Source organism: Limnobaculum xujianqingii, assembly GCF_013394855.1.
GTDB classification, from domain to species: domain Bacteria; phylum Pseudomonadota; class Gammaproteobacteria; order Enterobacterales; family Enterobacteriaceae; genus Limnobaculum; species Limnobaculum xujianqingii.
Genome location: NZ_JABMLK010000002.1, coordinates 869,701 through 882,514, shown reverse-complemented (window position 1 = coordinate 882,514; position 12,814 = coordinate 869,701). Strand labels below are relative to the sequence as shown.

Genomic DNA, 12,814 nt, shown 5'->3' with positions numbered 1-12,814 from the left:
GATGGTATCTCCTTATTCCTTATCACCAGCGGGGATGATTACAATGTTCGGATGACTGATACGGTGATCCGGCAGTTTATAACGCGTTTCAATGCGTGATAAATCAGCACTGTAGCGTTTACGTAACTCATCAATATCACCAAACTGCAATACACCAGCCGGACAAGACTCCACACAACGAGGCTTCAATCCTTCATCCAGCCGTTCTGCACACAGGTTGCACTTGCTGGTTTTCCCTTCCACCGGATCAAATACCGGTGCGTTATACGGGCAAGCCATAATGCACATCCGGCAACCAATACATTTTTCATGGTCCTGAACCACAATGCCGTCAGGCCGCTTACTGTAGGTATCTGCAGGGCATACCTTCATACACTGAGGATCGTCGCAGTGGTTACATGACATGCTGATAAATGCCATGCCATTAGGATCGTCAAAATTGAACTCCCTGACGCGACGCCATAAGACACCGGTAGGTGTAGCATTTTCTGACTTACAGGCCATTGAACAGGTTTTACAGCCATAACAGCCGCGCATATCGACTAAAAATCCATATTGTCTGACCATGATTACGCCTCCGCTCTGACATCGACTAAGGTACTGTTACAGCTATGACCTGTTCCCAGTACTTCAATCAAATCGTTAGTCACATGGCTACTGCTGCCCCCCTGCTGTTCCCACCAGCCGTTATCCAGGCTGACAACACCACGTTTAATCTGACGGGTAACAACCGCCAGTGCCCGATGTTCTCCCCGATGGTTAAAAGCAATTGCCCATTCACCATCACGAATATTACGGCTGGCCGCGTCATCCGGATGAATCAGAATATTAGGCTGATTACGCTGAACCTCGAGGATCCACTCATTCATACCGTGGCTGGAGTGAATGCTACGCGCCAGTTTGCGTTGAACTGCCATTAGTGGGTATTTCTGAGCCAGATCAGGGGATCCCTTTGGCGACTCTTTCACCTGCATATAGGTGACAATGGGTGCGAAGTTCTTTTTCTGCCACTCTTCAATAAAGAAGTGAGCTTTTTTAGTTGGTGTACGGAAAATACCGTCCTTAAATGGAATCCATGGCGCATCAACGGGCTTAATCGGCCCCTTGCGCAGTTGCTCAATAGTGATTCCGGTTCCAGCCAGACAGTTTTCAATGTAATGCTCAATCGGTTGATTAAACACTTCACCAAAGCCAAAACGTTCTGCCAGTCGGGCAAAAATCCAATAATCTGGTTTTGCCTCACCGACTGGCTCTACCGCTTTTTCCATCAATTGCACATAGTGGCTACGAACCCCAGCCATCAGACTGACATCTTCAAAAATGGTAGTCACAGGTAAGACTAAATCAGCATACAACGTAGTTGATGTCATCAGGTTGTCGGCAACCACCACGAAAGGCACTTTCTTCAGCGCTTTTTTCACCATATTGGTGTTAGGCAACTGGGTCAGTACGCCCATGGTCATAATCCACCAGAAATTGATTGGATGCGGCCGATCGTTAACAATCCAATCGCCCACTTTTGATACCGGAATTGGTGGGATCTTTTGTACGTCTTTTGGTGCTGGTAACGGTGCGTTGATTTTCATCATCTGACGCACACCACCGGCATCACATACTCCACCACCGGCTTTACCCATGTTGCCGGTCAACAATGCCAGATAGAACTGACCCGCTGCCACATAAGTACCAAATTCAGTACGTTGTGCCCCGGACATATTCTGTACAATCATCGACGGTTTATTACTGGCATACTCTCTTGCCAGACGAAGTACTGTGGCCGCTGGCACATCGGTTTCAGCTTCTACTTTAGCTAAATCCCACTGTTGTGACTCGGTGCGGATCAGCTCAAATACCGTGGTGTATTCAGCATTAGCAGGTAGCTCGGTTTGGGTTAGCGCAGGAACAATGCCTGGCGCATCATGGCGAACGGTGCTTTGCGTTAAGGTGTCATATACCAGATAGCTTTCCGCATCATCTGGTTTTTCCCGCAGCTGTTTTTTCTGAGCATCAACTAAATAGACGGCACCTGTATGCTGACGTAAGAAATCAGCATCATACAGTTGCTCATCCATAATGATTTTTATCATACCCAGCGCCAGCGCGGTATCAGTACCCGGTATAATAGGGATCCACTCATCGGCTTTCGCCGCCGTTTCATTAAAACGTGGATCAATTACCACCAGGCGGGCACCATTGGCCTGTGCCTTAATGTATTCTTTAAAATAGGCCTGCATGGTCACTGCCGGGTTATTCCCCCAGCAAAGGATATAGCGACTATCTGCAATCGTATCGCGCATATCCGCATAACGCAGCCCTACCATTGGCATCATGGCTGCGGTTACCGCAGAACAACAAAGAGAGCCTGCTTGTTTAGTTGAACCACCCAGATAGTCAAAAAACGCTTTTCCCATGTCATTTTTGATCGAGTCCATATTGCCTGCATGGGTAGAAATCAACATTCCTTTGTTGCCATGAGTAGCAATAGTGTCACGAATGTTTTTCTCAATCAGGTCCAGCGCCTCATTCCATGAGATCGGTTTAAATTTGCCTTCCCCTTTTTCACCAACCCGAAGCAGCGGTGTTTTTATTCGCTGTTTATGATAAACCCACTTAGTACGACTCATTCCCCGTAGGCAGCACTTCACATTGAAATCTTTACTGGCCTCAATCTTCTTCAGCTCACCCTGATAGACATAGGCCGTTAAATTGCAGTGTAAACACTCCATCGCGCAGGTGGAGCGAAAAGTCTGATAATCGCTGAGCTTCAAGCGAACTCGTGGTAATGGCTTTTTATCCTCACTAACCAGTGAAAACGCGCAAGGCGAAATACTGGCCAGGCCAATAACCCCCAATCCTTTTAATAAGGTTCGACGATTCAGTCTGATATCCGATATGTTTTTCATGATGTTTCCGCCACATCTTATGTTTTATGGTCATCCTCACATTTGCCCGCCTTTCTATTAAATAACGCAAGAAAGACACCATAAATTAACCATAGTTAATTTATGGTGTACTGATCGAGATCAATTTACCTCTTTATGCTTACTTAGCATTAGGCATAGGAAAACGTGGTCACTACCCTTTCGAGTTAGTGTTATAGGGGTTATTCTGGTCAGACCGGCTAAAAAAAGGTAAACTCTCGGGTCATTTTGTATTCATATGTTTGTTGAGGCGCATTTCGGATGTCAGATACCCAGGGTATAAACTCTGTAGAAATTGCAATTACTATTCTGGAAGCGTTGGCTGAACACGATAAGCCAGCCAGAGCAATTGATATTGCACGCCTGTCCGGACTGTCAAAAAGTCGATTACATAAGTATCTGGTATCATTAAGTCGGTGCGATATGATTTATCAGGATCCAGAAACCAGCCTCTACTCTCTTGGTAATAAACTATCCGTTTTGGGCACTGCTGCTCAAAAGCAGAATGGTACATTAACAGCCATCAATAATGCGTTATCCTTACTCAGGGATAAACTCAATATCTCCACCGGCCTCGCTATCCAAAAGGGCAACTCGATCAGTCTGGTTCAGTACAATCGTAGCAATAAGAATATTGAGATTGACTATAAAGATAATACCCCTATCCCACTGACCAATAGCGCGGCAGGAAAAATCTTTTTAACTTATGACGAAAGCTATAAGTATGAAAAAGTCTTAAGCGAAGAAGAACGACAGCAAATAATTCAATCGGGTTACTCAATCCGTTTAACAGAAACTGAAGGTATTCCCGGCGCTCGAGCAATTTCTTGTCCTATATTTAGTGCATCGGGACGATTGATTGGCGCAGCCGTGATGATGGGTTTTTTGCCTGATACGCAGAAAGAGTTACATCCTTTAGCCCTTCAACTTCTTTCTACAATACGCGAGATAAAACTATAATTATTAACTATTAATCAGGTGACTGGCGGATAGTTTTAATGGGAAGATTGCCTCGAAATTCCCATATTTATATGCAGACAGTCACAATTATCGATATTAATCGTCGGTTAATAAATTAATAATTCAGTCTTAGTGACAAAACCAGAATAAAGTACTGGTAAACAATTTCAAAATGCTATAAACCAATGGGTGCAGCAATAAGCACCTTGAGATACAATAAACAGTTGATTGATTAACTACTAAATTTCAGGATATTCAATGATTACTCTTCATACCAACCACGGCGATATTGCGATAAAGCTTTTCACTAAAGAAGCACCAGCTACTGCGCAAAATTTTTTAGATTATTGCCGTAGTGGTTTCTATGACGGAACCCTTTTTCACCGCGTGATCAATGGATTTATGATTCAAGGCGGCGGTTACACCTCAGGTATGGATGAGAAAAATACTAACGACAGCATCAAAAACGAAGCCAACAACGGGCTGAAAAATACCCGAGGTACTCTGGCAATGGCTCGTACCGCTGCACCTCACTCTGCAACAGCACAATTCTTTATTAACCTGGTAGATAATGACTTCCTGAATTTCCGTTCAGAAAGCGGCGACGGCTGGGGGTATTGTGTATTTGCTGAAGTGGTTGAAGGTATGGACGTGGTTGATAAGATCAAAAGTGTTAAAACTAAACGCTCTGGCATGCATCAGGACGTTCCGGTTGAAGATGTAATTATTAATAGCGTCACCGTAGACGAAGAATAATAGCCATCGATGACCACACTATTTATCGCCGATCTTCACCTCAGTGACAATGAGCCGGCAATCACTGCCGGTTTTCTCGCCTTTCTGCAAAGAGAGGCTGTTCATGCAGATGCGCTTTATATTCTGGGCGACCTGTTTGAGTTTTGGATCGGCGATGATGACCCTAATGAACTCCACGATATTGTAGCTCAGGCGCTGGCCGAACTGCACGATAAAGGAGTCCCGTGCTATTTTATTCATGGCAACCGTGATTTTCTTATCGGTAAAGATTTCGCCAAACGTAGCAAAATGGTGTTATTGCCGGAAGAGTGCGTCATCGACGTTTATGGTCAGAAAGTACTGATTCTGCATGGTGATACCCTGTGTATAGACGACCCCGGCTATCTGCGTTTTCGCCGTTATATTCGCAATCCAATTATTCAGAGAATTTTCCTGTCTATGCCGCTGTTTTTACGTCAAAAAATTGCGGGAAAGCTGCGTCGTCAAAGTAAAAGAAGTAACCGCACCAAATCTTCACTGATGATGGACGTCAACCCACTGGCGGTCATTAAAGCACTCAAAGATCATCAGGTGATACATATGATACATGGTCATACCCACCGACCTGCTATTCATGATATGACCATTGGCGGGCGATTATCTCAACGTGCAGTTCTGGGAGCCTGGCATGAAAGTGGTTCAGTATTACGCGTCAATCCTGACGACCAGATTGAGTTGGCAAGCTTCCCCCTCTGATTTTTTGAAACCGACACTCCCGTCATCTTGTTGCTGATTTTTCCACAATAATTATAACAAATTACACCACGCAAACGTTTTCCTTACCCGCAAGCCGTGGTATCCTCTACGCCCTCATACCGAGAGTATCAACATATTGTCGCTCGTTGGTTGATAACCGTATGTCGTCGCGTTATGTTTTATCCTAAGATTTCAATTACTGCCTGCACTAACACAGGAGCATCACACCTATGCCAGCCAACGCTGCCAAGGCCAAAATTGTTATTGTTATGGGGTCCAAAAGTGACTGGGCTACCATGCAATTTGCCGCCGATATTCTGACCGCTTTAAATATCCCTTTTCATACCGAAGTTGTTTCTGCACACCGTACCCCTGATAAGCTATTCAGTTTTGCTGAGCAAGCGCAAAACAATGGGTTTGATGTAATCATCGCAGGTGCTGGCGGTGCAGCTCATTTACCGGGAATGCTGGCGGCTAAAACTTTGGTGCCCGTACTTGGTGTTCCGGTGCAAAGTGCGGCCTTAAGCGGTATAGATAGCCTGTACTCCATCGTTCAGATGCCACGTGGCATTCCGGTTGGTACGCTGGCGATTGGTAAAGCTGGTGCAGCCAATGCCGCCCTGCTGGCCGCTCAGATACTGGCACTACATGATGAGCCCATTGCTACTCGTCTGGCAGAATGGCGACGTAAACAAACCGATGAAGTACTGGATAATCCCGATCCGAGGGAACCGGCATGAAACCCGTTTGCGTATTAGGTAATGGTCAGTTAGGCCGAATGTTACGTCAGGCGGGAGAACCTTTGGGAATTGCCGTTTATCCCGTAGGACTGGATGCAGAACCCGAAGCCGTTCCTTACCAGCATGCAGTGATTACTGCTGAAATCGAACGCTGGCCAGATACACCATTAACTCAGGTACTGGCAAACCACCGTGGTTTTGTTAATCGGGATATCTTTCCTCTGCTGGCTGATCGCCTGACGCAAAAGCAATTACTGGATAGGCTTAATCTGGCAACGGCTCCCTGGCAGCCGCTAAACGCGGCAACCGAATGGCCTGCGGTTCTCAACCGCCTTGGGTCACTGGCCATCGTTAAACGCCGGGTTGGTGGTTATGACGGTCGTGGCCAATGGCGGGTAAAACCCGGTGACGAACAACATCTACCTGATGAAGTTTATGGCGAGTGCATTGTTGAACAAGGCATCTACTTTAGCGGAGAAGTTTCTCTGGTTGGTGCCCGTAACCATCAGGGGAAATGCGTTTTCTATCCATTGACTCACAACCTGCATGAAGAAGGTATTTTGCGTACCAGCATTGCGTTACCAGAACCCAATGTTCACTTACAGCAGCAGGCTGAAGAGATGCTTAGCGCTATCCTCAATGAGCTAAAATACGTTGGTGTGATGGCAATGGAGTGCTTTATTGTTGGTGATAATCTGCTGATTAATGAGCTGGCTCCCCGAGTGCATAACAGTGGACACTGGACACAAAATGGTGCCTCCATTAGCCAGTTTGAGCTTCATTTACGCGCAATTCTGGACCTGCCAATGCCGCAACCAGATGTAGCGACACCATCGATAATGGTCAATTTGATCGGTACCGGCGTCAATCCACAGTGGCTATCGCTGCCGTTGGTTCATCTGCACTGGTACGACAAAGAAGTTAGGGAAGGTAGAAAGGTTGGACATTTAAACCTGAATCATCCTGACACTAAGGTATTAAAACAATCATTATTGCAGTTAAAACCGATGATGGACGAAGTTTACTGGTCCGGCATTGACTGGGCTTTAGATAAATTAAGTTAACCAGAATCGCTTAACAGAGGGCTTCGTTCACACCAGAACGAAACCCTCTTAACTATCAGAAATTGCTACTCCTGGTAGCGTCGATACAGCGCCTTTCCTTTCAGCAAACTTATCCCTAACCATCCACCGCATAACGATAACAATGCTGCGCACAGAGGCGGAAGTACAATCCACATCAGGTAGTTTGGCTGCCATGGAAAATCAAACACCTTATACTGTAACCACCACAGAGAGACTTCAGCGCCGATAGCAGCCGTAATACCCGCAGCTAATCCCAGTAAAGCAAATTCACTCCACAGCGTACGTCGCAGCAGGCGTTTGCCAGCTCCCAGAGTACGGTAGACCACCAGTTCCTGTCGCCGTTGACGCATTCCTACCTGTACCTGAGCTAACAGCAGTAACACACCACAAACCACTACCAACACCACCATTGCTTCCAGTGCCTGAGCTACCTGCTGGAATACGGTAGAAATCTGTTTAAGAATGCTGCCAATATCCATCAGGCTCAAAGTTGGGAACTGGCGGTTTAGTTGAACCAGTGCCGGTCCCTCTTGCTGATAGCGGAAGCTGGTTAAATAGGTTTGCGGTAAACTATCCAGTGAGCCTTCCGGGAAGATAAAATAGAAGTTAGGCTTCAGACTCTCCCAGTCAACCCGCCGCAGGCTGGAGATCGTAGCTTCAAAGGTTTGGGTATCACCACTAAAAGTCAGCTTATCACCAATATTCAGATTCAAACGTTCCGCCAGACCGTCATCAATGGACACTTCACCCGATTTCGGCGGCCAGGTTCCTTTAGTAATCTCGTTTGGTGATGGCTTATTAATAGACAGCCAGGTCAGGTTCAGTTCACGATTGACCGCCTCACCTCCCGGATCGTCCTCTTTCACCAGTTTAGTCGCTTCCTGCTGATTTATTTGGGTTAACCGCACCCGTACAATCGGATAAAACTCGCCCGGCGCAATTTGATGGCTGGTAAAGAACTGTTCCAGCTCAGGCAATTGCTGCTTAGTCATATTCATTACGAAGTAATTTGGGCTACCCGGTGGGATCTGCTGCTGCCAACGCTCCAATAGTTCGCCCCGTAACATAAACAGCAAAGCCAATAGCATAAACGAGAATGAAAAAGCAGAAAGCTGACTGGTTGTTATCCAGGGTTGGCGTAATAAACGATTAACCGCTAAACGCAATGCCAGACTCTTGAGCGTAATGCGCCGTAACAGTAACAAGCTGCACCAACCAAGGGCTCCCAGCAGCAAAGATAGCACCAGAATACCAAACAGCGCCCCCCACCACATAGGGTTAAACCCAACCAGCGCAGCCAGCAATAACACCACTACCACGCTAATAATCGGTAAATAGAACCTCAGTGGCCAGACATTGCTAACCACATCTTCACGCAGTACTCGTAAAGGCCGGGTTGCTAATAACTGCTTATAAGGACGTAACCCAACAATCACTGAAATAAACAGTAATGTTCCCAGGCTCCATAACCATGGCCATAAACCTGCCGCAGGCAATGCTTTTGGCAGAACCGGTGCCAACAGCACCATTAAGCCTCTTTCAAACAACAGACCAATAGAGCAACCCACTACGGCAGCCAAAAGCAGTACCGATAACCATTGCCCGATCACCAATTTGCGCAGCGACTGTCGTCCGGCACCCAGAGTTTTCAACACGGCAATCAGGTTATAACGGCTACGACAGTAATGGCTCATTGAGACGGCTACCGCGGCAACGGACAATAACAAGGTTAAAATAGCCGACAGTAACAGGAAGTTTTGAGCCCGCTGCAGCGACTTACCAACTGCAGTTCCGGACTGTTCCATACCAAACCAGCGCTGATCCGGACGAAGCTGAGGAGCTATAAAATCACCAAAACGGTTAAGATCCTGCTCTGCACCCGCGAACAGATAACGATAAGTTAACCGGCTGCCCGGCTGAACTGCTCCGGTTTTCTCAATATCCGCATAATTCATTAAAATACGCGGTGCCGTCTGGAAAGGATTAAATCCTGAGTCCGGTTCCTGACGAATTTCCCCCGCAATACGAAAAGTCGCATCACCCACTTCCAGCATTTCTCCCGGATGTGCATTTAGCAGTGCCAACAAACGCGGTGCCACTAAAACACTACCCACTTCCGGACGCAGATTATCGGGTGCTGTTTCTAATTTACCGTACAGCGGATAATTCAGATCGACGGCCTTAACCGATGACAGCAAAGGCACATCGTTGGCATAAGCCATAGTCATAAATGACAGTTGGCGACTTACCGTCAACTTATTTTTTTCTGCCTGCTGCAGCCACTCAACCGATACTGGACGGCTGGCGGTTAAAACGCGATCGGCTGCGATAAAGTCACGACTCTGCTGGCTTAGCCCCTTTTCCACTCGATCGCTGATACTGCCCAGAGCCAGTACACAGGCTACTGCCAAAGTCAGAGAGAACCAGACGATCAACAGCGAGGGGGAACGCCACTCCCGCCAAAACCAGCGCCAAATCATGACTCCTCCCACAGCTTACCGTCGCGTAAGCGCAGTCTGCGTTGGCAGCGTGCTGCCAGCGTTTCATCATGAGTAACCAATACCAGCGTAGTGGCATAATCACGATTCAGAGAGAACAACAGGTCGGCAATTTTTATTCCTGTCTGACGGTCAAGGTTTCCCGTAGGTTCATCAGCAAACAGAATTTTAGGACGACCAATAAAAGCGCGAGCAATGGCCACCCGTTGCTGTTCACCACCGGAAAGTTGCGCGGGTAAATGTCCAATACGCTGACCTAATCCAAGCTGTTCCAGCAGTTGAGTCGCCTGCTCTTTACTGCTGCGTTCATTATCCCCGCGCAACAATGCAGGTAATTGAACATTCTCTAACGCGGTCAGGGTTGGTACCAACATAAATGATTGAAACACAAACCCCACATTTTGAGCGCGCAATGCGGCTCTGGCCTCTTCATCCAGCCCTGGCAGTGACTGACCTAATAGCTTGATATCCCCATCGCTGCCATCATCCAGGCCAGCAAGAATACCCAGCAATGTCGATTTACCTGAACCTGACTCACCAATTAGTGCTATTGTTTCAGCAGATTTGACAACTAACTCAACTCCGGTAAGGATGTTGAGCTTATGCTCTCCTTCACCAACAAATTTATTTAAATGATGAACTTCAAGAACATTATTCTCAGGCATATCCCGATCCTTTTATTACTGGGATTGTCATCAATACGTATCGCAGCTGCGGATACGCTACTTATTCTGGGCGACAGTTTAAGCGCCGGTTATCAGCTTCCTATCCAACAGGCCTGGGCCACACAGTTGGATGAACGCTGGAAATTGAATCCAAAAGCTCCCGCGGTGATCAATGCCAGCATCAGTGGTGATACCGCTGCGCAAGGGCTATCCCGCTTACCGGAATTACTGAAAACGCACCAACCGCGCTGGGTTCTGATTGAACTGGGCGCAAATGATGGTTTACGAGGTTTTCCGACGGCCGATATTGAACGGGATTTAACACATATTATTACATTAGTGAAACAAGCTAATGCACAGCCGCTGTTAATGCAAATACGTATCAGCCCAAACTATGGCCGTCGATATACCGATGCCTTTACAGCAATTTACCCTAAATTAGCACAACAACATCAAATTCCGTTACTTCCTTTCTTCATGGAAAAAATCGCCATTAAGCCTGAATTGATGCAGCCTGACGGCCTGCACCCTACTGCCGAAGCACAGCCGGAAATTACCGATTTAATGGAGCAAACCCTGGCTCCCTATGTTGGTCTTGCTGCTGAAAAACAGGCGAAATAAGCCCGATTACGGAGAATGTAAAGTTATGCAAAAGGCGATTTTAATTACCGGCTGTTCCAGCGGCATTGGTTTAGTGACGGCAACCGCTCTCAAACAGCGTGGCTATCGGGTGATTGCTACCTGCCGGAAACCAGAAGATATAGACATGCTTCGGCAAAAAGGATTTGAAGTGGTCAGGCTGGATTTAGATGACAGTGAAAGTATTCAGCAAGCTGCCGCCGAAGTATTGGCCATGACTGAGGGTAAACTTTATGCACTGTTCAATAATGGTGGATATGGTGTCTATGGGCGGCTGAATACCATTTCACGCCGTCAGTTTGAGCAGCAATTTTCCACCAATTTATTTGGTGCCCATGAGCTGACCCAATTGCTTCTGCCATCGATGTTGAAACAGGGTGAAGGTCGCATTATTCAAACCAGTTCAGTAATGGGAGTTATCTCCACTCCGGGACGTGGGCTATATGCTGCCAGTAAATATGCGCTGGAAGCCTGGTCCGATGCGCTGCGGCTTGAGCTATACGGCAGTGGTATTCAGGTTAGTCTGATTGAACCTGGTCCTATTAGCACCGCTTTTAGCGATAACGTTAACCAAACCCGAAGCGATAGTCCGGTAAAAAATCCACCGGTGGCTAAACGTTTTACGCTGCCTCCGGAGGCGCTGATTCCCATCGTTCGTCATGCGTTGGAAAGCCCACGTGCAAAAATTCGCTATCGGGTTACTTTGGTGACAAAAGTTATGGCAATTTGCAAACGCCTGTTGCCCGATCGCTTAATGGATAAGATTTTGGCAAATAAAGGTTAGCAACGCTTGAAGCTAGTAATAATGCCCATATATATTTGCTTAATAACTCTCACAGAAGAAGCGATTAAAGAGAATCTATTATGACCACTAATGCCATCATTGACGTCAACGAGTCTAATTTTCAGCAAGTGCTGGAGCAGTCATCGCAGATACCGGTACTGTTCTATTTCTGGTCACCCCGCAGTCAACATTGTGAGCTGCTGGACCCGGTTCTGGAAAAATTAGCGGCTGAATATGCCGGTAAGTTTACGCTGGCAAAAATTGACTGTGATACTCAGCCGATGATTGCAGGTCAGTTTGGTATTCGAGCTATTCCTACTGTCTATCTGTTTAAAGACGGTCAGCCTGCCGATGGTTTTCAGGGGCCGCAGCCGGAAGAAGCTATCCGTGAATTGTTGAACCGTTTTCTGCCTAAAGAAGAAGAGCTGAAAGCCGCTGAAGCGGATGAGCTGATGCGTGAAGGTAAATACATTGATGCGCTGCCATTACTGAAAGATGCCTGGCAGCTAAGCAATCAACGCAGCGATATTGGTCTGATGCTGGCAGAAACACAGATTGCTCTGAATCGCAGCGATGAAGCAGAAAGCGTGCTGGCGACGATTCCACTTCAGGACCGTGATACCCGCTATCAGGGGCTGGTAGCTCAAATTGAACTGTTGAAGCAAGCGGCTGATACTCCGGAAATTCAGCAGCTACAGCTGCAGGTTGAAGCTCAGCCTGATAATGCCGAACTGGCAGTTCAATTAGCGTTGCAGTTGCATACCGTTGGACGTAATGAAGAAGCATTAATTCTGCTGATGAAACATTTGACTCATTCGCTGGATGCGGCAGACGGTAGCGCTAAGAAAACCATGTTGGATATTCTGGCGGCGCTGGGAACCGGTGATGCACTGGCGGCGAAGTTTAGGCGTCGGTTGTATTCGTTGTTGTATTGATGTTGGTTAGATTGAATTTAATTAGATTCAGAGGATATTCCGGCCGTAATGGTAAAGTGCTTATATAGACTTTGTGCCCGGCCGGAAGACCATTTG

12 protein-coding genes are annotated in these 12,814 nt (G+C 46.9%); 8 read left to right on the top strand and 4 right to left on the bottom strand.

The genetic code is table 11. The annotated features are described in order from the left end of the window. Positions 1-12 precede the first annotated feature (12 nt). A complete protein-coding gene (locus tag GOL65_RS17980) occupies positions 13-567 on the bottom strand; it encodes a 4Fe-4S dicluster domain-containing protein (RefSeq protein ID WP_179038479.1) in 555 nt (184 codons plus the stop codon). 2 nt (positions 568-569) lie between these two features. Beyond that, positions 570-2,903 carry a molybdopterin-containing oxidoreductase family protein gene (locus GOL65_RS17975; protein WP_140918112.1) on the bottom strand — a complete coding sequence of 778 codons (2,334 nt, stop codon included), beginning with the start codon at positions 2,901-2,903 and terminating at the stop codon, positions 570-572. 279 nt (positions 2,904-3,182) lie between these two features. Here GOL65_RS17975 and GOL65_RS17970 point away from each other — a divergent pair, with 279 nt between their 5' ends. The 5 genes from GOL65_RS17970 (at position 3,183) to purK (ending at position 7,176) form a co-directional block, all read left to right on the top strand. After that, complete coding sequence (locus GOL65_RS17970; RefSeq protein ID WP_140918113.1) at positions 3,183-3,881, top strand: IclR family transcriptional regulator; 699 nt, start codon at positions 3,183-3,185, stop codon at positions 3,879-3,881. Positions 3,882-4,139: 258 nt separating this feature from the next. Further along, positions 4,140-4,637 (top strand): peptidylprolyl isomerase B, encoded by a 498-nt coding sequence (gene ppiB, locus GOL65_RS17965; protein ID WP_130591852.1) that lies wholly within the window; start codon positions 4,140-4,142, stop codon positions 4,635-4,637. Positions 4,638-4,646: 9 nt separating this feature from the next. Continuing rightward, on the top strand, positions 4,647-5,372 hold the full coding sequence (gene lpxH / locus GOL65_RS17960; protein WP_140918114.1) for a UDP-2,3-diacylglucosamine diphosphatase: 726 nt from the start codon (positions 4,647-4,649) through the stop codon (positions 5,370-5,372). Between the two features lie 230 nt (positions 5,373-5,602). Then, complete coding sequence (purE, locus tag GOL65_RS17955) at positions 5,603-6,112, top strand: 5-(carboxyamino)imidazole ribonucleotide mutase (RefSeq protein ID WP_140918115.1); 510 nt, start codon at positions 5,603-5,605, stop codon at positions 6,110-6,112. After that, the gene (gene purK / locus GOL65_RS17950) at positions 6,109-7,176 is read left to right on the top strand and encodes a 5-(carboxyamino)imidazole ribonucleotide synthase (RefSeq protein WP_140918116.1); all 1,068 of its coding nucleotides are present in this window, start codon (positions 6,109-6,111) and stop codon (positions 7,174-7,176) included. The genes purE and purK overlap by 4 nt, the downstream gene beginning before the upstream one ends. A 65-nt stretch (positions 7,177-7,241) precedes the next feature. Here purK and ybbP read toward each other — a convergent pair whose 3' ends face one another. Together ybbP and ybbA are read right to left on the bottom strand one after the other, a co-directional pair. Beyond that, on the bottom strand, positions 7,242-9,677 hold the full coding sequence (gene ybbP / locus GOL65_RS17945) for a putative ABC transporter permease subunit YbbP (RefSeq protein WP_140918117.1): 2,436 nt from the start codon (positions 9,675-9,677) through the stop codon (positions 7,242-7,244). After that, positions 9,674-10,360 (bottom strand): putative ABC transporter ATP-binding protein YbbA, encoded by a 687-nt coding sequence (gene ybbA / locus GOL65_RS17940; RefSeq protein WP_140918118.1) that lies wholly within the window; start codon positions 10,358-10,360, stop codon positions 9,674-9,676. Before ybbA ends, ybbP begins: the two co-directional genes overlap by 4 nt. On the opposite strand from ybbA, the gene tesA reads away from it, so the two are divergent. The 3 genes from tesA to GOL65_RS17925 all read left to right on the top strand — a co-directional run bounded on the left by tesA (position 10,331) and on the right by GOL65_RS17925 (position 12,718). Beyond that, the gene (tesA, locus tag GOL65_RS17935; protein ID WP_179038554.1) at positions 10,331-10,981 is read left to right on the top strand and encodes a multifunctional acyl-CoA thioesterase I/protease I/lysophospholipase L1; all 651 of its coding nucleotides are present in this window, start codon (positions 10,331-10,333) and stop codon (positions 10,979-10,981) included. The two genes, ybbA and tesA, sit on opposite strands and share 30 nt — an antisense overlap. A gap of 25 nt (positions 10,982-11,006) precedes the next feature. Beyond that, on the top strand, positions 11,007-11,783 hold the full coding sequence (locus GOL65_RS17930) for an SDR family oxidoreductase (protein WP_140918120.1): 777 nt from the start codon (positions 11,007-11,009) through the stop codon (positions 11,781-11,783). A gap of 80 nt (positions 11,784-11,863) precedes the next feature. Beyond that, the gene (locus GOL65_RS17925; protein ID WP_140918121.1) at positions 11,864-12,718 is read left to right on the top strand and encodes a co-chaperone YbbN; all 855 of its coding nucleotides are present in this window, start codon (positions 11,864-11,866) and stop codon (positions 12,716-12,718) included. Positions 12,719-12,814 lie beyond the last annotated feature (96 nt).